Origin of the sequence: Halomonas halmophila, from assembly GCF_006540005.1 — a bacterium.
In the GTDB taxonomy this organism is placed as follows: domain Bacteria; phylum Pseudomonadota; class Gammaproteobacteria; order Pseudomonadales; family Halomonadaceae; genus Halomonas; species Halomonas halmophila.
This window is the reverse complement of sequence record NZ_BJOC01000012.1, coordinates 38,803-63,463: the sequence shown is the minus strand read 5'-3', so window position 1 is coordinate 63,463 and position 24,661 is coordinate 38,803. Positions and strand designations below refer to the sequence as shown.

Here is a 24,661-nt window from a genome sequence, read left to right as displayed (position 1 = left end):
GACACCGATGAGCCTCAGCCGCGCCCGGTGATTTCCGCCCAGCGTTTTTCCAGGCGCTTGGCCGACACCGGCATGCGGGTTCCCAGCTGCTGTGCGAACAATGACACCCGCAATTCCTCGATCCACCAGCCGAACTCGACCAGTGTCGGATCCTCGACCTCACCGCGGCGCTCGCTCTCGCGACGCGCGGCCAGACGAGCTTCCAAGTCCTGTATTTCCTGCATATGCATCTGGTCACGCATGCGCTCGCGTGGCGCCTTCTCCAGACGGATGCACGCGGCTTCCATGTAACGAGGATACTCCTCCAGCCAGTCGCCTGCCTCACTGACAAAGCCGGGATACACCAGCCGCTGCATCTGGGCCTTGAGATCACTGTATACCAGCGCCAGCGAAAGATTCAGATTGCCCTTCAACGCCTTGGTCACTGCCAGATGGCCTTCCAGGGCCTTTTCCAGGGTGGCCAGCAGCGCTTCCGCCCGCGGCACCACCTCAGCGCGACACTCGCTGACACGCTGCTCGAGCTCGTCGGCCGAGCGTGGCAGCGGATCCACCGCCACCACCTGACGGAAGGCCGCATCGATGACGTCATCCGTGAGCTGACGCTTGCTGCCGACCTTGGTGAACAGCAAGGCACAGGGCTTCATGCCCGGCAGGCGCTCGATGGCCCGGGCCTGATCGGGCAGCCGCGCCCGGGCCGCCCAGACGACGCCGCGCCGGTGGGCCTCACGGGCCTTGTCGGGGTGATCGAAGAGCTCCACATCCAGGGCCTCGCCACGCGGCACCACCGCCGGAAAGGCCTCGACCCGGATGCCCGCCTGGGTGGTGACACGCGATTCCGGCAGGGCCGAGGCTGGCAGTGTGTCCAGTGCCTGCCCCTCGCTGGCCTGCTCGGCCAGCGCCTGAGCGCCCTGCCCGGCGGCCTTCTCGAAACGCCGCTCCAGTTCGCGCACATCCCGGCCCTGGCCGAGTTCATTGCCCTCATGGTCGACCACCTTGAGGTTCATGATCAGGTGCGGCTCGAGCTGGTCGAAGCGCCAGTCATCCGGGTGGGGGCGTGCCCCGGTCTTGCGCCGCAGGAACTCGCCCAGCGCCTCGGTCAGTGGCGTATCGTCGGGCGTCATGGCCTGCAGGGCGGCGTCCACCCAATCGGGGATCGGCACCACCTGGCGGCGGATCGACTTGGGCAGCGACTTGACCAGGCTGATGCACTTCTCGCGCAGCAGCCCCGGCACCAGCCATTCCAGACGCCCGGCCGGCAGCTGCGGCAGCATCGCCGCCGGCACCGTCAGCGTCACGCCATCATCCGCCGCCCCCGGCGAGAAGTGATAGGCCAGCGGATAACGCACCCCGCCCAGCACCAGCTCATCGGGGTAATCCGCCTGGGTGACTTCCTCGGCCTGGCGAGCGAACAGCGCCTGACGATCGAACTTGAGGATATCCGCGTCGTCACGCTCGGCCTTCTTGCGCCAGGCCTCGAAGCTCTTGCCGTTGTAGACGTCCTCCGGAAGCCGCGCGTCGTAGAAGTCGAACAGCGCTTCTTCGTCGACCAGGATGTCGCGCTTGCGCGCCCGATCCTCGAGATCCTCGACTTCCTCGACCAGGGCCCGGTTATGGGCGAAGAACTCGCCCCGCGTCCGGAACTCGCCCTCGACCAGGGCGCGACGAATGAACAGCTCGCGGGCCTCCTGCGGCGCGATGGGCCCGTAATGCACGCGGCGGCGCGCCACGATGGGCAGGCCGAACAGGGTCACCTGCTCGAAGGCCACCACCTGGGCACGTTTCATCTCCCAGTGCGGCTCGCTGTAACTGCGCTTGACCAGGTGCCCCGCCGCCGGCTCGATCCACTGCGGGTCGATGCGCGCCACGGTGCGCGCGAACAGCCGCGATGTCTCGATCAGCTCGAAGGCCATCAGCCACTTGGGCGTCTTCTTCGACAGTCCGGAACCCGGATGGATCATGAACTTGCGATTGCGCGCCCCGAGGTACTCGCGATTCTCGTGGAACTGCCCCAGGTGCGAGAGCAGGCCCGGCAACAGCGCCTTGTGCAGCTGCACGGCGTTGTCGCGTTGCGCCTGCCGCGCGCTCTCCCGGTCGGATTCGGTGACCACCACCGGCTGTGTCGGCCGGGCCGGGACCTCGATGTCCATGTCGCGCAGCAACTGACGCAGCTGACGAAAGGTATCGTGCCACTCGCGCAGGCGCAGATAATTCAGGTAGTGGTCGCGGCACCAGCGGCGCAGCCGATTGCCGGACAGCTCCTCGCGGGCCTCTTCGAAGCCATTCCACAAATTGAGCAGGGTGACGAAATCGGAGTCGGCATCCTGCCAGCGGCGATGCGCCTGATCGGCCGCCTCGCGCTTCTCGGCCGGCCGGTCGCGCGGGTCCTGGGTCGCCAGTGCCGAGACCACGATCAGGACCTCGCGCAGGCCGCCCTGCTCGGCCCCCGCCAGCAGCATGCGCGCCAGCCGCGGGTCGATCGGCAAGCGGGCCAGGCGCTTTCCGGTGGGCGTCAGGCGCTGGCCATCATCCACCGCGCCGAGCTCGTAGAGCAGCCGGAAACCATCGCTGACAAAGCGCGAGTCCGGTGGATCGACGAACGGAAAGGCCTCGATATCCCCCAGCTTCAGCGACAGCATGGAGAGGATCACCGAGGCCAGGTTGGTGCGCCGGATCTCCGGGTCAGTGAATTCCGGCCGTCCCAGGAAGTCGTCCTCGTCGTAGAGGCGGATGCACACGCCCTCGGCGACACGCCCGCAACGCCCCTTGCGCTGGTTGGCGCTGGCCTGACTGATCGGCTCGATGGGCAGGCGCTGAATCTTGGCGCGATAACTGTAACGGCTGATGCGCACCAGGCCGGGGTCGATCACATAACGAATGCCGGGCACGGTGAGCGAGGTCTCGGCGACATTGGTCGAGAGCACGATGCGCCGCCCCTTGTGGGGCGCGAAGACGCGGTTCTGCTCGGCATTGGACAGGCGCGCATAGAGTGGCAGGATCTCGGTGTCGCGCAGATCGGCGCGCCTCAATGTGTCGGCGGCCTCGCGAATCTCGCGCTCGCCGGGCAGGAAGATCAGGATATCCCGCGGCCCGTGGAACCAGCGCTTCTCGCGTTCGATGCTCTCGATTTCCTCCACCGCATGCAGGATACCTTCCTGCAGGGTGCGGTCCTCTTCCTCGTCATCCGCGCGCACCAGGGGGCGGTAGCGCACGTCCACGGGATAGGCACGCCCGGACACCTCGACCACCGGCGCCGGCACGGACTCGCCCTCGGCACCCGAGCTCGCGAAATGCTGGGCAAAGCGCTCCACGTCGATGGTCGCCGAGGTAATGATGATCTTCAGGTCCGGCCGCCGCGCCATCAAGCGCTTGAGGTAGCCCAGCAGGAAATCGATGTTGAGGCTGCGTTCGTGGGCCTCGTCGATGATGATCGCTTCGTAGCGTGTCAGATCCGGGTCATGGCGCGTCTCGGCCAGCAGGATGCCATCGGTCATCAGCTTGACCCGAGTGCTGTCCGCGGTCTGGTCGGTAAAGCGCACCTGGTAACCGACCTGCTCGCCCAGTGGCACCTGCATTTCCTCGGCCAGACGCGTGGCCACCGAGCGTGCCGCCAGTCGGCGCGGCTGGGTGTGGCCGACCAGGCCGCGCTGGCCGAGCCCGAGCTCCAGGCACAGCTTGGGCAGCTGAGTCGTCTTGCCCGAGCCGGTCTCGCCGGCCACCACCACCACCTGATGATCGCGCAGCGCCGCGAGAATATCCTCACGCCGCTCGGCGACCGGCAGTTCCGGCGGATACTCGAGATGCACCGAGCCGGCGGCACGCGCCTCGACCCGGCCCCGCGACCCGGCGATCTCGCGGCGCAGCTCGTGGAGCCCGCGATCCACGGGCTTGCCCTGCTGCTGCCGGCGCATCAGCCCCGTCAGGCGCTTGCGCAGGCGCGGCTCATCGCGCGACTGCACACCGGACAGCTCACCCTGCAAGGCGCGCAGGGCATCGTGATCGGAAGCGGAAACGTCGGGGGCGGTGTCGGTCTGGGGATGGCTACTCACGATGGCTCGATGACTCCGGTGATCGTTGGTGCGACCGGGATTGTAACGTGAGCAGGCTTTCGGCTCCTAATCGGGGTGTCAGGCGTCAGGCGTCAGGCGTCAGGCGTCAGGCGTCAGGCGTCAGGCGTCAGGCGTCAGGCACTATCCTGGTCGCGCAACTCGCGGCGCAATACCTTGCCGACATTGGTCTTCGGCAGCTCGTCACGGAATTCCACCTGGCGCGGCACCTTGTAGGCGGCGAGTTCCTTCTTGCACCACTGACGCAGGGTCTCGGCATCCAGGTCGGCATCCCCGGCAACGACGAACAGCTTGACCGCCTCGCCGCTTTCCTCGTCCGGCACGCCGACCGCCGCGACTTCCACGACGCCGGGATGACCGGCCACCACATCCTCGATCTCGTTGGGGTAGACGTTGAAGCCGGAGACCAGAATCATGTCCTTCTTGCGGTCGACGATGCGGATATAGCCATCGTCCTGCAGCTCGGCGATGTCGCCGGTATGGAACCAGCCCTCGGCGTCCAGCACCTTGGCAGTCTCCGCCTCGCACTGCCAGTAGCCCTTCATGACCTGGGGGCCGCGTACGCACAACTCGCCCGCCTCGCCCATCGGCAGATCATGGCCGTCGAGGTCCACGACCTTGACGGAAGTTCCGCCCACGGGCTTGCCGATGGTACCCAGCCGAATGCCGTCGACCGGATTGAAGCTGACGATCGGCGAGGTCTCGGTCAGCCCATAGCCCTCGGTAATGGCACAGCCGGTCACCTCTTCCCAGCGCTGGGCTGCGGCCCGGGTCAGGGCCATGCCGCCGGAGATGGTCAGGCGCAGCGACGAGAAGTCCAGGGCCTGGAAGTCGTCGCGATTGCACAGGGCATTGAACAGGGTGTTGAGGCCGATGAAGCCAGTGAAGTCCAGCGACTTCAGCTCCTTGACGAAGGCATCCAGGTCGCGCGGGTTGGTGATCAACACGCTGTGGTTGCCGCTTTCCAGCATGAACAGGCAATTCACCGTGAAGGTGTAGATGTGGTAGACCGGCAGCGGCGCCACCACCACCTCACAGCCCTCGCCCAGTCCCGGGCCAATGGCCTGGCGGGCCTGCAGCATATTGGCCACCAGGTTGCCGTGGGTCAGCATGGTGCCCTTGGCCGGCCCGGTGGTGCCGCCGGTGTACTGCAGGGCAGCGATATCCTCGGGCCCTGGGGTGACATCCTGATGCGACAGGCCACTGCCGCGCTTGAGCGCCTGGCGCAACGTCACGGCCTGCGGCAGCTGGAAGCTCGGCACCATCTTCTTGACGTACTTGACCACGGCATTGATCAGATGGCGCTTGGGAAAGCCGTGCAGGTCGCCCAGTTCGGTCACCACCACATGCTCGATATCGGTGCGATCGAGGATGCGCTCCAGCTTGTCGGCCATGTTGGCCAGGATCAGGATGGCACGCGCCCCCGAGTCCTTGAACTGATGGGCCATTTCCCGCTCGGTATACAGCGGATTGGTATTGACCACGACCATGCCGGCCCGCACGGCACCGAACACCGCCACGGGAAACTGCAGGGTATTGGGCAGCTGAATGGCCACCCGGTCGCCGGGCTGGAGCTCGGTCTCGTGCTGCAGCCAGGCCGCAAAGTCACCGGACAGGCGATCCAGCTCGCGATAGCTGAGCGACTGGCCCATGCAACTGAAGGCGGTCTTGTCGGCGAAGCGCTCGGTGCTCGAGTGGAAGACCTCCAGCACTGATTGATACTTGCCGGTGCCTTCCAGATCCGGGCCATGCAGGATGGCGGAGTTGGCGTGCTCGTTCATGGCATTCTCCACGATGGGCGCCGACGCCGGGTCGGCCCTTGTTGTTCTGGTTTGCGATCTTGCCTGTCGGGTCGCTGGGTAAAGCGTCGATCGTCTGCCTTGTCGGGTCAGCTTATACCAGTCAGGGCCGGATAAAAAACAGTCGATTGAAACTCACGTTTTAAATCGCCCCTGGATTTCCCCATCACGCCACACCAGCAACTCACCGGGCTCCATGCGCACCCAGTCTTCATTATCGGTCAAGGGCTCGGTGGCTATCACCGATACCACATCATTGGGCGTGGTATGTTCCGCAAAGTTCACGTTCAGCTCGGCATCGGAGAGACTGGCCTGGCCAAAGGGGGCTCGCCGGGTGATGTGTGCCAGCTTGGAAGAACAATAGGTATACAGATGCTCGCCATCCGCCAGCAGCAGATTGAAGACGCCCAGCCCGCGCAGCTGTTCACACAGGCGGTGCAGGTGGCACCACAACGACTCGGGGTCCTGCGGCGGCTCGGGAAAGGCCTGACGCAGCTCGCCCATCAGCCAGCAGAAGGCATGCTCGCTGTCGGTGGTACCGACCGGCTGGTAGAACGACAATGGCAGCTCCTGCCAGGCCTCGCTGAGCTGACCATTGTGCGCATAGCACCAGGGTCGTCCCCACATCTCGCGGGTGAAGGGATGGGTGTTGGCCAGCTTGACCTGGCCGACATTGGCCTGGCGAATGTGGCTGATCACCACATGCGACTTGATCGGGTAATCGCGTATCAAGCGCGCGATGGGCGAATCCACGGACGGGTGCGGGTCGCGAAAATCCCGATAGCCGCCAGCCTCGTAGAAGGCGATGCCCCAGCCATCACGATGCGGGCCGGTCCCCCCGCCGCGGTGCAGAAAGCCGGAGAAACTGAAACAGATATCGGTGGGGACATTGGCACTCATGCCAAGCAGTTCACACATGCGGTTCCTTCCTTGTGGTACCCGAGGCGCGCCGCCGGCGACGCCAGCCGACCCCCGCCAGCACGATCAGCGCCAGGGCCGCCACGGCGATCCAGAGCCGCGGGTCCTTGGCGTGCCGGGCAGCCGTCCGCTCCACACCGGGCCAGCCGGCCTGCCAGCCCTGCTGCAGCAGCTCCGGCAGGGCATTGACCCAGTCGACGAAACGATCGGCCGGCCCCACCGACGGCGACGGCGGCGGGGTCTCGTCCTCCCCGGCAAAGCGTTCCGTGGCAAGCGTCGGGCCCGCCATGTCCAGGCGATCAATGCCGACCACGCTGTCGGCGTTGAGCGTCACGGTGGGCAGACGCCATTCATGCGTTTCACCATCCAGCTCGGCGCGGGCACTGAGGCGCAGGGGCTGACTCACGTCCTCCTCGACCTCGGGCAGGGTCAGCCGCCAGCGGCTCTCGCCCACCGCTTCGACGCTCAGTTGCCGGCCCTGGAAATCCGCCTGGATACGCGTGTTCCTACGATTGAGGCGGGGATGTTCGGCGACAAAGATCAACTGTCCTGTATCGGGCTCATGCGCCACCCCGATGGACGGCAGGATGTTCACCGCCTGGCTACGCTGGCGTGCGAAGCTATCCGCTCGGGCACGGATCAGCAGGCGGGCGTTGCCGGTCTGCTCGGGGGCCGGCAAGACCCCCTGGAAATGGCCATCGCGCTCCATCGGCTCCAGTTGCAGCGATGCCAGAGGCCGATCATCCTCTCCCGTCAGCGTCACGGAAAACTGCAGCTCGGCGGGCATGACGGCACTGCCCTCCGCATGGCTCAACCAGGCCTCGAGAGGCACCGGGAAGCCGCGATACAGGGTAGTCGGCAAGGCCGAGGTGCGCAGCCGCCAGGGCGAGGTCACACTGATGCGGCTCTTGGCTCCCACCGGCCCCTCGATGCGCCACTCACCGGACACTGGCTGTGGCACGCGGATCAGATCGAAGCGCGGTTCGACCTGCCAGCGCCCCCCTTCGGGCGCGGTCTCGGCGGTATAGCGGGTACCATCCGGCGCCACCAGGGTCACCGGCCCCTCATCCGGCCCGTGAAAAATCAGTGCGGACAGGTTATCCACGCTGTCATCGATCATGAAACGGTTGTTATCGTCCAGCGGCACCTGATCCGACGGGAAGATGCGCTCGACAATATCCAGAAAGGTACCCAGCAACTGCTCCGGCGACTGGGCCAGCGCCGCCAGGCCACCGGTACGCTGGGCCAGCTGCTCGACCAGGGCCAGATCGGCATCGTCGGAAAAGGCAATGGCATGCACCACCACCCCGTTATTGGCGAAACGCTGAGCCATGTCGTCGACCAGCCGCTGCCGCGAGGCCTCGTCGATGGCCGGCTTGCTGCCCCGGGCGGGTGGCAGGTCAACGACGCCATCGGTCATCAGGATCAGATGCCGCCAGCCGTTGGCCTCGGCATCCGCGGCCTGCGCCAGCGCCGCCTCGATATCGGTATATTGCTGGTAGTCGCGCAGCGCCGGCGGCAGAGCCAGGGCCCGGTCGCGCCATTGCTCGGAGACTTCACCCAGGGGCAGCGGGTTCGCGACACTCTCGCCGAAGGTCCAGACCCCAGCCCGGGTACCGCTCGGCAGCACCGAGACCAGCAGCTCCATGGCACTGGCGGCCAACTGGTCGGGATCATTGCGCTTCATGCTGCCGGACACATCCACCACCACCCGCACATCGGGCTCCTGCTCGGGCACCTGGGCCACCGCCGCAGGTGCCGGCAGGCACAACAACACGGCAAACGCCAGTCCCGCCAGCAAGTTCCGGCACCCGAATGCTGCCATGAAGGAATCCTCAGCCGACGACGGGCTCACGGCGCGCCTGGCCATCCTGTTGGTCATCCTGACGCCCCTTGGCCGCGGCCCCTCGTTGGGCCTTGCCGCCCTTGCGACGCCACAGCAACACGCCCAGCAGCCCACCGATCACCGCCGCCACCGCGACCAGCAAGAGTGACGAGCCCATGCCGGCAGTATCACCCTCGAGGAACGCCAGACCGGCAACGACCACCGCCGGCGCCACGCCAGTATAGATATCCCCCTGGTCATTGATCGGCGTGCTGAAACTGGACGGCACCCACATGATGCCGGCGACCATCCAGGTAATCACCAGCCGCGGCAAGCGCGGCAGGAACGCCAGGCCCATATAGCCCGTTCCCAGTACCACCAGCGACAGCACCGCATAAATCAGCCACAGTAGCGGCATGGAATCTGAAATCAGCATCGATCACCTCATTCGCGTATGGTAGGTCTTAACCAGTGACGCATCTTAGGAAGCGCTGAAGAAATCGCCGAGCATAGCGAAGCACAGGGCGGCCGGAGCACAGAAAGCGAGACATAACAAAAGGTTAGGCGAGCTTTCGAGCACCGAGTCACGCAGCGATTCGCATGCACAGGCATTAATCCAGTGTTTTCCTTATTGAATTTACTCCGTTTATGGTACATCCCGCAGCATGAAAGCACAGCCGCCACATGGCCAAAACCCCGATTCGCGCCCATCCTGCCGCCCGATCGATCATTTCCGACGCCCCGATGACCCGGCCTGGCAATGGCTGGAAGCGAGTGACGACCCTGAGGTAACGGCCTTTATCGAGGCCGCCAACGACGAGGCCAGCCGTTGGTTCGCCCCTCTCGAGCCACTCACCGAAGCGCTTTACCAGGGGCACCTGGCACGCCGCGAACTGGCCGAACGCAGTCTGCCGGTGCCGCTGGACCATTTCACGCTGTGGCACGAGACCGCCGCCGATGCCGACCACCCGGTGTGGTGGCGTCACCCCAATGGTGACCCCGAGGCCAGCGAAGCCTTCTTCGACACCCAGGCCCGCGCCGCCGACCGGGTCTTCTTCGAGGTCGGCGACATGGCCCTGTCCCCGGACGAAGCCTGGCTGGCCTGGACGGAAGACACCACGGGCGACGAAGTCTTCAACCTGTGGCTGAAAGCCCTGCCGGATGGCGAGCCGGCTCGACTGCTCGAGGATGTCGGCCCAGAGCTGTGCTGGGCGGAAGATGGCACGACACTGCTGTTCACGCGCTTCGACACCACCCAGCGACCGGAAAGCATCTGGCGACTGCCGTTGACGCTCGGCGCCGCGCCGAGCGCCGGCAGCGCCTCGCTCGTCCTGCGCGAAGACGACCCGGAATTCTGGCTGGGCATGGGCAAGACCCGCTCGCGGCAATGGCTGGTACTCGAATCCGCCTCCAAGGACACCAGCGAGACCCACCTGGTTCCCGCCAGTGCCCCGCAGACGCCGGCCTGGTGTTTCCGCCCGCGTGAAGCCGGGGTCGAATACGCCATCGACCACCGTCCCGGCCACTTCTACATGCTGCACAATCGTCAGGCCCCGCACTTCTGCCTGACGCGCCTCGACGAAGCGCAGCCGGATAGCGACGGTGAACGGCTCATCGACCACCGTCATGACACCACCCTGGAGGGCGTCGACGCCTTCACCTGGGGCCTGGTGCTCAGCGAACGCGACCATGACCAGGCCCAGGTACGCCTGCGTGTGATCGAGCTGGATGACCAGCATGGTGTGCAGCGCGATGAATGGCTGCCCCTCGGCGAGCTACCCTGCAGCCAGGGTCTGGACGCCACGCCGCACTTCGACACCCGAGAGTTGCGCCTGCGCGAGGAATCCTTCACCCGGCCGCCCAGCTGGAGCGCACTGGACCTGGACAGCGGCGAACGCCGCCTCCTCAAGCGCCTGCCGGTGCATGGCGACCTGCAGCCCGAACAGCTCACCTGCCGGCGGCTCTGGGCCAGTTCCCATGATGGCGAACAGGTGCCGGTCTCCGTGGTCATGCGCGCCGACCTGGCGGGCACTGCCCTGCCGACCCTGCTCGACGGCTATGGCGCCTACGGCGAAGTCCAGGACGCCTGGTTCTCGGCCGCCCGCCTGGAACTCCTGGCGCGTGGCGTGGCCTTTGCCGTGGCCCATGTGCGCGGCGGCGGCGAGCGTGGCGAGCCCTGGTATCTGGCCGGCAAGCTGGCCCACAAGACCAACAGCTTTCATGACTTCATCGCCGCCCGCGACGCCCTGGTCGAGCAAGGCATCAGCGATGGCCGACGCATCGTCGCCCACGGCGGCAGCGCCGGCGGTCTGCTGGTCGGCGCCAGCCTCAACCTGGCCCCGGACAGCTTCTGCGCCGCCGTGCTCGATGTGCCCTTCGTCGACGTGCTGCGCACCATGCAGAACCCAGAGCTGCCGCTGACCACCGCCGAATACAGCGAATGGGGCGATCCGCGCGACCCCGAGGTCTTCCAGCGCATCGCCGCCTACTCGCCGCTCGACAACCTGCCCGAACGCCCCTGGCCGCCGGTCTTCATCCAGGGCGGCTGGCACGACACCCGCGTCTCCTACTGGGAACCGGCCAAGCTCTACGCCCGCCTCAGCGAACGCACCGACCCGGCAAGCACCCCGCCCCCGCTGCTGCGCACCGACATGGACGCCGGCCACGGCGGCGCCTCAGGACGCTTCAAGGCCTGGCGCGACCATGCCCGCGAAGACGCCTTCATCCTCTGGGCGATGGGGAAGGCGTGAGGTTGTGAAAGTACGCGGCTTCGCCGCTCGAAGAGGGAAGAAGGAAGAGCGGCACCAAGTGCCTTCAAGGGGCAAGATGCTATAGTCTTCTTTGCCTTCCTTCTTCCCTCTTCTTTCTTCCCTCTTCAAAGCTCCCGCCGGGCAAACGCCACACTCCGAATCAGTGCGGTAACGTGCTGGCCTTCGACCAGGCCGAGCTGGTCGAAGGCGTGGCGGGTCAGGCGGGCACGCAGCATCTGCTCGCCGAGGCGCAGCCGCAGTTCCATGGTGGTGGGGTCGCCGGGGGGTGCCCAGGCCTGGTCGATGACCGCGGCGAGCTGGTTGCGGTAACTCAGCTCGGCGCTGGGCGAAAGGGCCAGGGCCACATCACGCACCGGCACGCGCAGCCGCACTCGCTGCCCCGGCTCGGCCTGCAGGGTCGGCACGCTGAGCGGCTGACCATCATCCAGGCGCAGATGGGTGAGCCCATAGGCCGTGTCGTGGTCTTCCACGCGGGCCTCCAGACGCATCGCGGCATCGAAGCCGCCCAGCGCCTCGCTCAGGTCGCAACGCTGCAGCAGAGCATCCAGCTCCCCCTGTGCCAGCACCCTGCCCGCTTCCATCAGCACCAGGGTATCGGCAATCTCCAGCAGCTCCGCCGGCTCATGGCTGACGTAGAGGATCGGCACCTCGACTTCCCCGGCCAAGCGCTGGATGTAGCGCAGCAGTTCCGCCTTGCGAGCGCCATCCAGGCCGGTCAGCGGCTCGTCCATCAGCAGCATGCACGGATCACTCAAAAGCGCCCGACCGATGGCCACGCGGCGCGCCTCGCCACCGGAAAGCGTGGCCGGATAGCGCGCCAGCAGCGGCTCGATGCCCAGCAGCTCGACCACGGCCTCGAAGCGACCCGCCAGATGGCGCGGCATGCCGTAGGTCAGGTTGCCGCGCACGCGATAGTGAGGAAACAGCCGCGCCTCCTGGAAGACCACGCCCAGGCGCCGCCGATGCGCCGGCACCCAGGTACGCCGTGCCGTGTCCACCAGGGCCTCACCGTTCAAGCGGATACGACCCTGCTCGGGGCGGTCCAGGCCGGCCAGCAGGCGCAACAGACTGGTCTTGCCACTGCCCGAGGGGCCGAACAGCGCCGTGACACCGGGCTCCTCGATCGCCAGGTCGAGCTCAAGGGAGAAATCCCCCAGCCGCTGACGCACCTCCAGCTCGAGCAGGCTCATGCGTCACGCCCCTGCAGTCGCGCCCGCGCCCGGCGTGCCAGCCACTCGGACGCCACCAGCGAGATCATGGCAATGACCACCGAAATGGCACACAGGCGTGCCGCTGCCGCCTCGCCGCCGGGTGTCTGAATCAGCGAGTACAGCGCCAGCGGCAGGGTTCGGGTTTCCCCGGGGATGTTCGAGGCGAAGGTGATGGTCGCCCCGAACTCCGAGAGCGCCCGGGCGAAGGCCAGCACCCCGCCGGTCAGCAGGCCCGGCAGGGTCAGCGGCAGCGTAATGGTCACAAACACCCGCCAGCGCCCGGCGCCCAGGGTACTGGCCGCGGCCTCAAGACGCGGATCCACCGCCTCCAGGGAAAGCCGCACGGCCCGCACCAGCAAGGGAAAGGCCATCACGCCTCCGGCCACCGCCGCCCCCTGCCAGGTAAACGGCAGACTCACGCCCCAGGCCGCGTTCAACCACTGCCCCACCACACCCTGACTGCCCAACGTCAGCAACAGCAGATAGCCCACCACCACCGGCGGCAACACCAACGGCAGATGCAGCAAACCATCCAGCAACGCCTTGCCGGGAAACTCCCGCCGCGCCATCAACCACGCCACGCCAATACCGGGAATCAGAATCCACGCCAGCGCGACACCCGCCACCTGAAGACTGATCAGAATCGCCTCGATTTCAGCATCGGTCAGCATGGGGTCCTCGAACGGAGCTAGGTGGGAGGTAAGAACGGTGCTTCCGCGCCTGGAAGAGGCAAGAACGCGGCTCGCGCCGCTTGAAGAGGGAAGAAAACCCTTGAAACCACAATTCCGAGACTAGCCTGGCTTCTTCCTTCTTCCTTCTTCCTTCTTCAGCGGAAGCCTTGCGCCTTGAATATCTCCATCGCTTCCTCACTCTCCAGCCAGCCTCGCAGTTCCAGTGCCGCCGGCGAGGGGGCTGCGCCGATGGTGGCGATCGGGTAGGTGATGGGCGGATGGGCCGATTCCGGGAACAGGCCCAGCGAGCGCACGGCGTCGCTTGCCAGGGCATCGGTGCGGTAGACCACGCCCAACGGGGCTTCACCGCGGGCGACCAGTGCCAGGGCGGCACGCACATTGGCGGCGCGTGCCAGGCGCGGTGACAGGGCCTGCCATTCGCCCAGCGACTCAAGGGCCTGTCTGGCGTAGATGCCGGCCGGCACATGGGCCGGGTCGCCGACGGCCAGGCGTTCGCCGTCTGCCAGCCGGTCGGCCAGCGACTCCCCCTCGCCAGGCGCCAAATCATCGAACGGCGAATCCTGCGGTGCAATCAGCGCCAGGCGGTTATGCAACAGAGCGGTGCGTTCGCTCAGGATCACACCCTGCTCGCCCAGCCAGTCCATCCACTTGACGTTCGCCGGGATATACACCTCGGCCGGCGCGCCATGGGCAATCTGCCGCGCCAGGGTGGAAGATGCCGCATACACCGGCACCACGTCCACGTCGTGGGAGGCCTCGAAGCGGACCAGGGCCTCGTCGATGGCATCGGTCATCGAGGCCGCCGCAAATAGCTCGACCCGCGCCTCGGCCACGGCGAACGTCGGCAGGCAGGTCAGCAATGCCAGCGCGCCCCCGCAGAGCCCGCAGCGCAGCCGCCGCACGCCGGTCTCAATCCTCGACGGGAATAATGGCAATGATATGGTCCTCGAGTTCCTCGTCCGAAATGCCCTGCTGGGAGACGGCAAAGCTGCGCACGCTGATGCCCTTGCGATGCACGCGCTGCGGATCGCCCGAAATCAAGGGATGCCAACCAGCCAGCTTGCGCCCCTCCGCCAGACGACGATAGGCGCAGGAGCCCGGCAGCCACTTGAACTCCTCGACACGCTCCGGCGTCAGCTGCTGGCAGTCGGGCACACGCGCGAAGCGGTTCTCGTAGTCACTGCACCGGCAGCTGCCGATATCCAGCAACTCGCAGGCCACATTGAGCACCGCCAGATCCCCATCATCATCCTGCAGCTTGACCAGGCAGCACTGCCCGCAACCATCACACAATGCCTCCCACTCCTCACCGGTCAACTCACCCAGCGGGAAACGCTCCCAGAAACGCTCTCTCATGAAAATCCGGCCAATCAAAGAGGGCCTTCCGGCGACCAATCTTCGCGAGGGCGCTGTAAACCCTTCCGTGGGCGCTACATCTGCCATCCATGGCAGATGACCCTCGCTTCGTTTGGTCCCCGTCGCCCTGAGTTCAACGGGGGGGGTGCCCTTGACTTACCGCTTACGGCTTACAGCTACGCCCCTCTTCCCTCTTCCCTCTTCCCTCTTCCAGCTTACTCAATACCTCCCCTCCGTCGGGGTGCGATACAGATCCAGCAGATACTCCTCCTTGGCCGGGGGCATCTGCAGGTAATAGCCCTTCTCCTCGATGGCCGCCATGATCGCCGCCCCGGTGGTCCTCGCCAGTGACTTCTCCGGCGTCAGCAGCAGGGTCATGGCCGACACCGGCTCGCCGAAACGCTCCAGCAATGCTTCGGGAACCTCGTCGAGCCCCTGGCGCTTGTCGACGAACAGATACATCCCCTCCTTGAGCGGGCTCTTGAAGACGTCACACAGCAGCTTGCCACTCAGATAGCTCATGAGCTCACCACCGTCTCGTCGAGGGCTTTCTCCAGGCGTTCGGCCAGGCGTTCGCCGCGCCAGCCGCCGGGCAGAGGCAGGTTCTCGCCACGCAAGGCGGCGCCCACCAGCGCCTCCATGTCGCGCCGCCGCAGCAACAGCTCCGGGGCCACGCCAAGGCTTTCGGCCTCGTTGGCCACGACCTTCTTCAGCGCCTTGTGGCGCTTCTTGAAAGCCGCATCCATCGGCGACCAGGGCGGCGTTGGCAGATCGGCCTCATCGAGGTGCTTCGTTTCGCGCACCAGGCGCAGCAGGGTATCGCCCTCGCGCTTGACCAACGGCGGCTTGACGCCCTCCACCTCGGCAAGCTCATAGCGATTGTCCGGCATGCGCTCGGCGATGGCGTACAGCAACTTGTCGCTGGCCAGCCAGCCACGCGGCAAGTCACGACGCCGCACCTCCCCCTCGCGCCAGATGGTCAGGCGCCGATAGGCCTCGACCTGGCGCGGCGAGAGCCGCCACAGCTGGCGTTGCCGCAGGTACCACTGGCCATAACTCTGGGTGTCGCGGCTCGCCTGCTCGGCCAGCTGCTGGCACTCCTCCTCGAGCCATTCCAGTCGCCCATGACGCAGCAGTGATTCCCGCTGGGCCCGCCACACCGCGACCAGATAGATCACATCCAGCGCCGCGTATGTCTTCTGCGTCTCGCTGAGCGGGCGTTCCAGCCAGTTGGAACGCGTCTCGTCCTTGGGCAGAGTCTCACCGATCCAGAATTCCACCAGCTTCTGATAGCCCATGGACGGCACTTCGCCGATCAACGCCTGGGCAATCTGTGTATCGACCAGCGGCGCGATGGTCACGCCCGACCACAGGGCGAACACCTCGAGGTCCTCACTGGAGGCATGCAGCAGCTTGAGCGGCCCTTCGCCCAGCAGTTGGCGAAACGTGTCGGTGCACGCCAGCACCGTCGGATCGACCAGATAGGCGGTGTCGCCGGCACAGAACTGAACCAGGGCCGGTACGGGATAGAAGGTCCGTTCACGGAAGAACTCGGTATCCAGCGCGATGACATCGGCCTGGGCCACCTCGGCACAGGCCGCATCCAGGGCCTCGGGCGTATCGATCCAGCGAATTTCGGGGGTCAGGGGCATGCAAGGGTCCGGTGGAAAAGTGGGATCACTCGCTCTCGAACGGCAAGCGACCATTGAAGGCGCGGCTCAGGGTACCACCATCGACGTATTCCAGCTCGCCGCCCATGGGTACGCCATAAGCCAGGCGCGACAGTTTCACGCCGCGCGGCCCCAGCTGAGAGGCAATATAGTGCGCAGTGGCCTCGCCCTCCACCGTCGGATTGGTGGCCAGGATCACTTCCTCGACCCCCTCTTCGGCCACGCGTCCGTCGAGGAGGTCGAGGCCGATATCCTCGGGCCCCACACCATCCAGCGGCGACAGATGGCCATGCAGCACGAAGTAGCGTCCCTGATAGCCGCGCGCTTCCTCGATGGCCAGCAGGTCGGCCGGCGACTCCACCACGCACAGCACGCTGTCGTCTCGGCGGGTGCTGGCACACAGTCCGCAGATGGTCTCTTCGGTCAGGGTACGACAACGTTGGCAATAACCGACCCGCTCCAGAGCCTCGCCCAGCACCTCGGCCAGACGCTGGCCACCCTCGCGGTCGCGTTCGAGCAGATGCATGGTCATGCGTTGCGCGGTCTTGGGCCCCACCCCGGGCAACACCCGGAATGACTCCATCAACCGCTCGACCAGTGGAGAAAAGCTCATGTATTGCCCAGTTCCCAGTAGAAAAGCGCCTGACCCGCGATACAACCCGAGGCGGGCTCGTGGCTGGCACGCACCTGACCAGCCAGTCAAGCTTCAGGCTTTACAGGATATGCCACATCCGGACCACAAAGCTCCGCTTCAAGCTTTAGAGGATGTGCCACATCCGCAGCACAAAGATGATAAGAGCCGCATCCAGGCAGAAGCATCAATGCTGTGCTAACTCATGCAGCCGCTTCAGGCTTGAAAGGATATGCCACACCCGCAGCGCAAGGTTGACGGACTCAACCCTTTGCAAGCCCAAGGGAGCGCTGTATAAATAGCCGAGCAGCGTAAAGCGCAAGGCGTAGGAGCACAGAAAACGAGGCATAACATATAGTTAGGCGAGTTTTCGAGCACCGCACAACGCAGCGATTTACACGCGCAGGCATTTAGACAGTGTTTCCTCAGAAGGGCATCTTGAAACCTGGCGGCAAATTCATCCCCGACGTCGCCTCTTCCATCATCTCCTTGGAACTGGTCTCGACCTTGCGTACCGCGTCATTGACGGCGGCCGCCAGCAGGTCCTCGAGCAGTTCCTTGTCTTCCTGCATGACGCTCGGGTCGATATCCACCGAAATGACATCATGACGACCGTTCATGGTCACCTTGATCATGCCGGCACCGGCTTCGCCCTGGACCTCGGCCTTGGCCACTTCTTCCTGGGCCTGCTGCATCTTTTCCTGCATTTCCTGGGCCTGCTTCATCAGGCCGTCCATTCCACCCTTCATCATGGCGGTATCCTCATCGTTCAAATGGTGGCGTCGTCGGCCGGTGGGGCCAGCGCCGCCAGGTAATCTGTCGCCCTTCCCTGCAGCGGAGCACCTGCTCTGCCTGAACAGGGCCTGTTTCAGCGGCGGGCAGGCTCCGTGACCGGCTTGACGGATGCCTCGATCAGTTGGGCACCGAATGCCTGCTCCAATTTCTTGACATGGGGGTCGGCGCGCAAGGCTTCAACCGCCTCGCCATGACGCTCGGCCGCCAGGCGATCGGCCTGCTGCTTGGGAGTCTCGCTGCCCGCGGCCAGTTCGCCATCGGCGATTTCCAGGCGACGCTCGAAGCCCGCCGCGGCCAGTGCCTCGCGAATCCGCTCGACATGCACCTCGGCTTGCATCGCCGCCTGGCTCGGGTCCAGGCGCAACTGCAGCGTCTCGCCGTCATCGTTTTCGACCATGCAATGCGCTGCCAGGTTGCGCGTCAACCCGGAAAGCCCCAGGGCATCGAAGCGTGCCAGCCAGTCCTCATGCGTCAGCCGGCTGCCGGAAGCCTCCACGGAGGCGGGCTCTTCGTCTGCGGGCGCAGCGTCGGCCACCGGCGTTGCCTCGGGCTCTACCGCGCTGGCCGGCTGGGGCTCGGGCTCGTCAGCGAGGCCGGCCGCCGGCTCGGGCGCGGCTTGCCCCGCCGAATCCGCCACGGGTGTGGGGTCGGCGTCAGGCTCGACTGCCGGTTGAGTATCGTCCAGAGCCGCCGGTGCATCGCTCGGCTCCAGCGGCGGTCCGGCGTCCGGCGCTTCATCGGCGGCCGCCATGCCGATTTCCGCCATGTCCTCCGCGGGCGCTGCCACGGCCTCAGCCGGCGAGGCATCCGCGTTCGCCTCCTCCGGCAGATCCTCCCAGGGCGGCGTGGTCGCAGGCGGAGCAGCTTCGGCGGCAGGGGCGGCCGGCTCGGCTTCCGGCTCCGGCGTTCCCTCGGCCTCGGGCTCCGTAGTGGATGAAGATGCCGACGGCGCCTGCGGCTCGGGGGCTTGCGACGACGGCTGCGCCTCGGCCGGCGTCTCGCCGCCTGAAGCGCCGCTAGCCGGCGCCGTCTCCCCGCCAGTGGACGACCCACCATGCGAGCCACTGCCCCCCTCACCACACATGGGCAGCGGCGTCTGCGCCGGCTTGGGCACGCCCTGCGGGCGGAAAGCCAGCATGCGCAGCAGCGTCATCTCCAGAGCAGTGCGCAGATCCGGCGCATGGCCCATGTCGCCGCGGCCCTGAACACCGATCTGGTAATACAGCTGAATATCCTCGGCGGTAAAGCGCGCCGCCAGTGCCAGCAGGTCATCGCGATCGCCATGGCCGTTATCCACGGCATCCGGCACCATCTGGGCAATCGCCAACCGATGCAGAATGCCCGTCACGTCATCCAGCACGGCGGCAAAATCCGGCCCCTGTTCGGCCAGGGCCGCGACCTCGGACAACAGCCGGGCGGCATCCGCCTCGGCCAGCGCCTCGATCAGCGCCAGCACATGGCGATGGTCCAGGGTACCCAGCATGGCCGCCACATCGGCGTGACGAATCTCGCCCTGGCCGAAGGCAATCGCCTGATCCGTCAGGCTCATGGCATCGCGCATCGAGCCTTCCGCCGCCTTGCCCAGCAGCCACAGGGCACTCTCCTCGAAGGACACGCCCTCGGCCTCGAGCACCATGGAGAGGTGGCCGACGATGCGCTCGGGGGGCATGTGCTTGAGGGTGAACTGCAGGCAGCGCGACAGCACCGTGGGCGGCAGTTTCTGCGGGTCGGTGGTGGCCAGCAGGAACTTCACATGCGGCGGCGGCTCTTCCAGCGTCTTGAGCAGCGCATTGAAACTGCTGGTGGAGAGCATGTGTACCTCGTCGATGAGGTACACCTTGTAGCGCCCCTGGGTCGGCGCGTACTGCACGTTGTCGAGCAGCTCGCGGGTATCCTCGACCTTGGTGCGCGAGGCCGCATCGACCTCGAGCAGATCGACGAAGCGGCCATCATCGATGGCCTGGCAATTCGAGCACTCGCCACACGGCTGCGAGGTCACCGCCTCGTCGCCCGGCCCGCCCGCCGTGCAGTTCAGGCACTTGGCCAGAATCCGCGCCAGGGTGGTCTTGCCCACCCCACGGGTGCCGGTGAACAGATAAGCATGGTGCAGCCGCCCCTGATCCAGCGCATTGACCAGGGCACGTTGCACATGCTCCTGCCCGACCAATTCATGAAAGGTGCGCGGCCGCCACTTGCGGGCCAGTACCTGATAGCTCATGCGGCTCGGAATCCTTGCAGCGGGGCTGGCTCACAGCCAAGTACGATCTGACCCGCCGACCACGGCGAATCGCGAGTAAGTCACGGCATTCTACCGGGTGGCGACCGGGGCGCAAAGCATCACAGCCGAACACCAGGGCTATCGCAGTTGGATCTGGCGAGGAGCGCCGGGTACAGCCCGAGCGACAATGCTTAACGGCGATAGCCCTGGCCCGAACACTACCCGGGTTGAAAAATCGCCTGGCTATCCATTCAGTGGTTGCATGGGCCGGCCTGTATTAGCACTCGGAAACTCTCATCTTCTGCTTCATGCTGAACTTTGATGGACAACAACTCCTAAGGAAGCTACTTATCGCGGTTCTTGTCGATCTCCGCCTGCACTGCCTGCATCAGCTCCTCGACGTTATAAATGCCCTGCGCTTCGAGCATGGCGTCAAAGGGACTGCCTCGGCCTCGTCTTGGATTTCTCACTTCGCGCTTGGCCACGTTGGCGTCGCGCTCCACCTTCGAGCGCCCGCCGCGGCGAAAACCGGCCTGGATATGCTCGAGCATGAAGTCGATCTCGTCTTCATCCAGTAGGTACGGGTCGAAGTGGTCTTCCAGAGCTTCCAGTACCATCTTGCCATGCTCGTCGTCTCCCCCGGCGGCGGCGATCTTGAGCGCTTCATAGCCGGGGATACCGCCGATGTCTTCCAGCGGGCAGGCCATGGCGCCGTCGATCAATCGCGGGCAGGGGTCGGTTTCTTCAAGGCCGGTGGCTTCCACCGTGATGCGGTGTTCCCAGCCATCACCGAAGTCGTACATGTAGTGGAAGGTGTTGTCCGGAGCCCGGGCGGCGATGCGCTTGAGCTGAGCGTTGCGCGCCATGGCGATGGGCCTGTCACCCCACTCGTCGGGCTCGCCGTAATATCGGCCATTGCACTCGAACTCGAAGAGATGGTAGTCCTCCCAGCCCATGGCGGCCTGGATCACGGTGTGCAGGCGTTGCAGGGTTATCTGCTCGGGCACGAGGATGCGCCGCCAGACCAGTGGGTCGGTGTCGAGCAGCTCGATGCGAAGTTGGATATCCGGCATGGTAGTAATCTGTCTGGTTGAACTTGAACTCAGTATTCCACAGGCGCGGTGGCGGGGCCAATGACCAGAGCGCGCCCCTGCGGGTTGGCGCATGCCAGGGCGTGAGCCGGTAACGCTTTCTACCGCCAGGCGGCCATTGCATGATGGAGACCACTGGCGACCGATGAGGCAAATGTGCAGCATTGAATTATATTTTTGGGGACTTCCTGTATCCACTTATATGCATAAGTTCAGGATGAGCACCATTCTAGACCATCCTGCTTTAAGCCAGCTCAACACACCGAACTAAATCTGGTAGCTTGAATGGCTTCGCCAAACGCCTTGGATATGTGGAAGAATCCTGCATGCCGCCACGCCTCGTCGCCCATTAACTCCAGCTGAGCTTGCAGGACTATCTGCGTGCGACCGGCCAAACTTAATGTGCGTCAACGAGGGTGTCATCCCCGCCCGCTACACTGTGCGAACCGAAGATCCGGTGGAGAAACGACAGCGTGAAGTCAATGAACGGGCCCTGCTGCACGTGGCTGCCACCCGGGCCATCAAGCATCTGTCCATCTCAAGTCACGGGCAGCCCAGCCCGTTTTTGATGTAAACCCCAACGTCGCTGACCCACACAGAACCACGCAAGGACCGCACTCATGTCGCCTATACTACTCTGGACCCTCGTCGCACTGGTCGGGACCGCCATCATCTGGTGGGGCAGCGGCCTGCTCGAACGCGCCAGCGAGCGGCTTTCGGCCTACTACCGCCTGCCCGACATCGTCCAGGGCGCCATCGTGGTAGCGGTCGGCTCGAGCTTTCCGGAGCTTTCGACCACGGTGATCTCGACACTGGTGCACGGCGAGTTCGAGCTGGGCGTGGCGGCTATCGTCGGCTCGGCGCTGTTCAACATCCTGGTGATCCCGGCGCTTTCGGGCCTGGCCAGCCGCCACAAGCTGACTGCCAATCGCGACCTGGTCTACAAGGAAGCCCAGTTCTACATGATCGCCGTGGCGGTGCTGACGCTGACCTTTGCCTTTGCCGCCATTTATCATCCGGTCAAGAGCAGCGGCGGTGTCATTATTGGCGAGATCACCCCACTGTTGGCACTGATTCCCGTCGCCCTCTACGGTCTCTACCTTTTCGTGCAGTATCAGGACACGCTGGATTATGAATCCGACGTGGATGCCAGCGACATCCGTCCGGGGCGCGAGTGGCTGCGCCTTGGCCTGTCGCTGATCGTCATTGTGGTTGGCGTCGAGGCGCTGGTGCAGGCGGCGCTGAATTTCGGTGAGATCTTCAACACGCCGAGCTTCCTGTGGGGTATTACCGTGGTGGCCGCGGGTACGTCGATCCCCGATGCCTTCGTGTCGGTTCGCGCCGCTCGTCAGGGGCGCGGCATCACCAGCATCGCCAATGTGCTGGGCAGCAATACCTTCGATTTGCTGGTCTGCATCTCCGCCGGGGTGCTGATCGCCGGCGGCGCCCTGGTCAACTTCTCGGTGGCCGCGCCCATGCTGGGCGCCCTGACCGCTGCCACCGTGGTGCTGTTCCTGATGATGCGTACCGGGATGTTGCTCTCGAAACCGGAATGCGCAGTGCTGTTGACACTGTATGTGGCCTTCATCGTGTGGATATCGGCCGAGAGCTTCGGCGCCTTGGACTGGGTGCCCCACCTGCCACCGGCCTGACGTCGCTCGGCTGATGCTTACACCGCATCAGTCGATCAGGCCATTTCGGCGGCTTCGAAACCCTGCAGGACATTGACGACATTGGTGCCGATCGCCTCCACGGCATAGCCGCCTTCCATGAGGAAGGTGGTCGGTACACCCAGGCCGGCCAAGCGGCGGCCCATCTCGCTGAAGTCGTCGCTGGTCAGCTTGAACTCGCTGATCGGGTCATCCTCGAAGGCATCCACGCCCAGCGAGACGATCAGCAGTTCACACTCCGCCGCGCGGAGGCGCGCCAGGGCGTCGTCGAGCGCCTGCACCCAGACGTCGAACGCACTGCCCGGTGCCAGCGGATAGTTGGCGTTGAAGCCATCTCCCCTGCCGCGTCCGGTTTCACTGGCATGCCCCAGAAAGTACGGGAAGCAATGGCAGGGATCGCCGTGAATCGAGGCGAAGAAGACATCATCCCGCTCGTAGAAGACCTGCTGGGTGCCGTTGCCGTGGTGAAAATCGACATCGAGGATGGCCACGCGGCGCTTGCCGCTGTCCAGGGCGTACTGGGCGGCCACGCCGGCATTGTTGAAGAAACAGTAACCGCCGAACTGATCGCTGGCAGCATGATGCCCGGGTGGCCGGCACAGGCCGAAGGCCGGTTCACCGGTGGTCAGGCTGTGGCGCACGGTGGAAAGCGCGATGTCCTTGCTGGCCTGGGCGGCCTCGAAGGTCCCCGCACAGATCGAGGTATCCGCCGAAAGCGCATAGTGGCCGAGCCGGCCATCCAGATGATCCGGGATGACATCCCCCGGCATGGTGCGCGTCGGCCAGATCCAGGCGATCGCCTCGCCCTTTCGCCCCAGGGCACACCACTGCTCCCAGCACTCGGCGAGAAACTGCACATAGTCCGGGTCATGAATGGCCAGCACCGGCTCGAGACCGAAGGCCTCCGGCTCACGCACCTCGCCCAGGCTGGCTTGCTGAATGCGCTTGAGCACCAGGTCGACCCGCTCGGGGCACTCGTAAGGGGCAACAAGAACGCCGCCATCCAGCTCGGTGCGCGCCTGGCGCAGCTGGGTGGCGGCGGTGTGAAAGGTCAACATCGGGGCAGGCGTCCTTCAGGGCTGATTCATCGGCTCACAAAGCCCTATAGGATAGCGCCACCGGGGGAATTCAGGAAGCGACCGCCTGCTGTTCGAGCTCCTGCTTGAGCGCGTCGTCGAGGTTCAGGGCCGTGGCCAGCTGGTCGAGCCAGGCCCGCTCCATGGCATTCTGGTCGTCGATGATGGCGACGCTGACCAGGTACATCTCGCGCGCGGCCTGCGGCGAATCGGCCTGCTGCGCCAGGGCCTCGGCATCCAGCGGCGCCTGCAGTTGCTGCTCGACCCACTGGTGCAGTTCGTCGTCGGCGCCCAACTCGTCGATCTGTTCGGCCAGCATGGCGCGCTCCTGGCCGTCGATATGACCATCGGCCCGGGCAGCCATGATCATCGCCTGAAGCAGCTCCAGGCTGCGCTCCTCCTGCTGGTTGGCCTCGAGCTGCTCCACCGGCTTGCCCTCGCGGGTTTCGTCACCGCCGGAACCACCCCGGGAATTCTGCCAGGCCTTCCAGGCCAGCATGCCGACACCGGCGATGGCGCCATACTTGAGCGCCTTGCCGCCCATCTGGCGGCCGCGCTTGGAGCCCACCAGCATGCCCAGGGCCCCACCGCCCAGCAGTTGCTTGGGGTCGAAGCCGCCGGACTGGCCGCCACTCTTGCCGCTGCCACTGCCGCTGCCACTCAGCTGAGACGACAGGCTGTCGACCATGCCCTTGAGATCATTGCCGCCGGACGACCGGGAACCGGAACCGCTGCCGGCCTGCTTCATCAACTGCTTGAGAATCATCTGGGCGTTCATCACGTCCTCCATCGGGGACTGCGGATTAGGGATTCACTACTGCCTTGGATAGTGAGACCGCTATTTCGTTGCATCAAGGCTGGCTTGGATGGTTGC

General features: G+C 65.4%; 19 protein-coding genes. 2 read left to right on the top strand and 17 right to left on the bottom strand.

Annotated elements, in window-relative coordinates:
* Positions 1 to 14: 14 nt before the first annotated feature.
* The 5 genes from hrpA to HHA01_RS03845 all read right to left on the bottom strand — a co-directional run bounded on the left by hrpA (position 15) and on the right by HHA01_RS03845 (position 9,042).
* Positions 15 to 4,046 (bottom strand): ATP-dependent RNA helicase HrpA, encoded by a 4,032-nt coding sequence (gene hrpA / locus HHA01_RS03865; RefSeq protein ID WP_141317920.1) that lies wholly within the window; start codon positions 4,044 to 4,046, stop codon positions 15 to 17.
* Positions 4,047 to 4,180: 134 nt separating this feature from the next.
* Positions 4,181 to 5,845 (bottom strand): AMP-binding protein, encoded by a 1,665-nt coding sequence (locus HHA01_RS03860; RefSeq protein ID WP_141317918.1) that lies wholly within the window; start codon positions 5,843 to 5,845, stop codon positions 4,181 to 4,183.
* Positions 5,846 to 5,998: 153 nt separating this feature from the next.
* Entirely contained in the window at positions 5,999 to 6,781 is a 783-nt protein-coding gene (locus HHA01_RS03855; RefSeq protein ID WP_141317915.1) for a class II glutamine amidotransferase, read from the bottom strand.
* Positions 6,774 to 8,606: a VWA domain-containing protein gene (locus tag HHA01_RS03850; RefSeq protein ID WP_141317913.1), complete on the bottom strand. Its 1,833-nt coding sequence runs from the start codon at positions 8,604 to 8,606 to the stop codon at positions 6,774 to 6,776. The genes HHA01_RS03855 and HHA01_RS03850 overlap by 8 nt, the downstream gene beginning before the upstream one ends.
* Positions 8,607 to 8,616: 10 nt before the next feature.
* Positions 8,617 to 9,042 carry a hypothetical protein gene (locus tag HHA01_RS03845; protein ID WP_141317911.1) on the bottom strand — a complete coding sequence of 142 codons (426 nt, stop codon included), beginning with the start codon at positions 9,040 to 9,042 and terminating at the stop codon, positions 8,617 to 8,619.
* A 229-nt stretch (positions 9,043 to 9,271) separates the two neighbouring features.
* Between HHA01_RS03845 and HHA01_RS03840 the strand changes: the two genes are divergently transcribed.
* Positions 9,272 to 11,356: a S9 family peptidase gene (locus HHA01_RS03840; protein ID WP_141317909.1), complete on the top strand. Its 2,085-nt coding sequence runs from the start codon at positions 9,272 to 9,274 to the stop codon at positions 11,354 to 11,356.
* 125 nt (positions 11,357 to 11,481) lie between these two features.
* Here the strand turns inward: HHA01_RS03840 and modC are convergent, their stop codons facing one another.
* The 10 genes from modC to HHA01_RS03790 form a co-directional block, all read right to left on the bottom strand.
* Positions 11,482 to 12,567 carry a molybdenum ABC transporter ATP-binding protein gene (gene modC / locus HHA01_RS03835; RefSeq protein ID WP_141317907.1) on the bottom strand — a complete coding sequence of 362 codons (1,086 nt, stop codon included), beginning with the start codon at positions 12,565 to 12,567 and terminating at the stop codon, positions 11,482 to 11,484.
* Entirely contained in the window at positions 12,564 to 13,259 is a 696-nt protein-coding gene (gene modB / locus HHA01_RS03830) for a molybdate ABC transporter permease subunit (protein ID WP_141317905.1), read from the bottom strand. The genes modC and modB overlap by 4 nt, the downstream gene beginning before the upstream one ends.
* A 155-nt stretch (positions 13,260 to 13,414) precedes the next feature.
* Complete coding sequence (gene modA, locus HHA01_RS03825; RefSeq protein ID WP_141317903.1) at positions 13,415 to 14,182, bottom strand: molybdate ABC transporter substrate-binding protein; 768 nt, start codon at positions 14,180 to 14,182, stop codon at positions 13,415 to 13,417.
* Between the two features lie 7 nt (positions 14,183 to 14,189).
* Positions 14,190 to 14,636, bottom strand: coding sequence for a YcgN family cysteine cluster protein (locus HHA01_RS03820; protein ID WP_141317901.1), 447 nt, complete (start codon positions 14,634 to 14,636; stop codon positions 14,190 to 14,192).
* A 219-nt stretch (positions 14,637 to 14,855) separates the two neighbouring features.
* Positions 14,856 to 15,158, bottom strand: coding sequence for a YcgL domain-containing protein (locus tag HHA01_RS03815; protein WP_141317899.1), 303 nt, complete (start codon positions 15,156 to 15,158; stop codon positions 14,856 to 14,858).
* Positions 15,155 to 16,288 (bottom strand): ribonuclease D, encoded by a 1,134-nt coding sequence (gene rnd / locus HHA01_RS03810; protein WP_246053804.1) that lies wholly within the window; start codon positions 16,286 to 16,288, stop codon positions 15,155 to 15,157. Before rnd ends, HHA01_RS03815 begins: the two co-directional genes overlap by 4 nt.
* Before the next feature lie 25 nt (positions 16,289 to 16,313).
* Positions 16,314 to 16,919, bottom strand: coding sequence for a recombination mediator RecR (gene recR, locus HHA01_RS03805; RefSeq protein ID WP_141317895.1), 606 nt, complete (start codon positions 16,917 to 16,919; stop codon positions 16,314 to 16,316).
* 443 nt (positions 16,920 to 17,362) lie between these two features.
* Entirely contained in the window at positions 17,363 to 17,689 is a 327-nt protein-coding gene (locus HHA01_RS03800; RefSeq protein WP_141317893.1) for a YbaB/EbfC family nucleoid-associated protein, read from the bottom strand.
* A gap of 116 nt (positions 17,690 to 17,805) precedes the next feature.
* Entirely contained in the window at positions 17,806 to 19,950 is a 2,145-nt protein-coding gene (dnaX, locus tag HHA01_RS03795) for a DNA polymerase III subunit gamma/tau (RefSeq protein ID WP_141317892.1), read from the bottom strand.
* A 344-nt stretch (positions 19,951 to 20,294) separates the two neighbouring features.
* Entirely contained in the window at positions 20,295 to 21,023 is a 729-nt protein-coding gene (locus HHA01_RS03790; RefSeq protein ID WP_141317890.1) for a plasmid pRiA4b ORF-3 family protein, read from the bottom strand.
* A 638-nt stretch (positions 21,024 to 21,661) separates the two neighbouring features.
* Between HHA01_RS03790 and HHA01_RS03785 the strand changes: the two genes are divergently transcribed.
* Positions 21,662 to 22,693 (top strand): sodium:calcium antiporter, encoded by a 1,032-nt coding sequence (locus tag HHA01_RS03785; RefSeq protein ID WP_141317888.1) that lies wholly within the window; start codon positions 21,662 to 21,664, stop codon positions 22,691 to 22,693.
* Between the two features lie 35 nt (positions 22,694 to 22,728).
* Here the strand turns inward: HHA01_RS03785 and HHA01_RS03780 are convergent, their stop codons facing one another.
* Both HHA01_RS03780 and HHA01_RS03775 read right to left on the bottom strand, forming a co-directional pair.
* Entirely contained in the window at positions 22,729 to 23,769 is a 1,041-nt protein-coding gene (locus HHA01_RS03780) for a histone deacetylase family protein (RefSeq protein WP_141317886.1), read from the bottom strand.
* Between the two features lie 70 nt (positions 23,770 to 23,839).
* Positions 23,840 to 24,565, bottom strand: coding sequence for a tellurite resistance TerB family protein (locus HHA01_RS03775; RefSeq protein WP_141317884.1), 726 nt, complete (start codon positions 24,563 to 24,565; stop codon positions 23,840 to 23,842).
* Positions 24,566 to 24,661 lie beyond the last annotated feature (96 nt).

Bases quoted from the DNA above. Each gene is read 5' to 3' on its own strand.
- HHA01_RS03850 (WP_141317913.1), bottom strand. From the start codon at position 8,606: ATGGCAGCATTCGGGTGCCGGAACTTGCTGGCGGGACTGGCGTTTGCC.
- HHA01_RS03775 (WP_141317884.1), bottom strand. From the start codon at position 24,565: ATGAACGCCCAGATGATTCTCAAGCAGTTGATGAAGCAGGCCGGCAGC.
- HHA01_RS03800 (WP_141317893.1), bottom strand. From the start codon at position 17,689: ATGATGAAGGGTGGAATGGACGGCCTGATGAAGCAGGCCCAGGAAATG.
- HHA01_RS03780 (WP_141317886.1), bottom strand. From the start codon at position 23,769: ATGTTGACCTTTCACACCGCCGCCACCCAGCTGCGCCAGGCGCGCACC.
- modB (WP_141317905.1), bottom strand. From the start codon at position 13,259: ATGCTGACCGATGCTGAAATCGAGGCGATTCTGATCAGTCTTCAGGTG.
- recR (WP_141317895.1), bottom strand. From the start codon at position 16,919: ATGAGCTTTTCTCCACTGGTCGAGCGGTTGATGGAGTCATTCCGGGTG.
- HHA01_RS03790 (WP_141317890.1), bottom strand. From the start codon at position 21,023: ATGCCGGATATCCAACTTCGCATCGAGCTGCTCGACACCGACCCACTG.
- HHA01_RS03845 (WP_141317911.1), bottom strand. From the start codon at position 9,042: ATGCTGATTTCAGATTCCATGCCGCTACTGTGGCTGATTTATGCGGTG.
- rnd (WP_246053804.1), bottom strand. From the start codon at position 16,288: ATGCCCCTGACCCCCGAAATTCGCTGGATCGATACGCCCGAGGCCCTG.
- dnaX (WP_141317892.1), bottom strand. From the start codon at position 19,950: ATGAGCTATCAGGTACTGGCCCGCAAGTGGCGGCCGCGCACCTTTCAT.
- HHA01_RS03860 (WP_141317918.1), bottom strand. From the start codon at position 5,845: ATGAACGAGCACGCCAACTCCGCCATCCTGCATGGCCCGGATCTGGAA.
- modC (WP_141317907.1), bottom strand. From the start codon at position 12,567: ATGAGCCTGCTCGAGCTGGAGGTGCGTCAGCGGCTGGGGGATTTCTCC.
- HHA01_RS03785 (WP_141317888.1), top strand. From the start codon at position 21,662: ATGTCGCCTATACTACTCTGGACCCTCGTCGCACTGGTCGGGACCGCC.
- HHA01_RS03855 (WP_141317915.1), bottom strand. From the start codon at position 6,781: ATGTGTGAACTGCTTGGCATGAGTGCCAATGTCCCCACCGATATCTGT.
- HHA01_RS03820 (WP_141317901.1), bottom strand. From the start codon at position 14,636: ATGAGAGAGCGTTTCTGGGAGCGTTTCCCGCTGGGTGAGTTGACCGGT.
- HHA01_RS03840 (WP_141317909.1), top strand. From the start codon at position 9,272: ATGAAAGCACAGCCGCCACATGGCCAAAACCCCGATTCGCGCCCATCC.
- HHA01_RS03815 (WP_141317899.1), bottom strand. From the start codon at position 15,158: ATGAGCTATCTGAGTGGCAAGCTGCTGTGTGACGTCTTCAAGAGCCCG.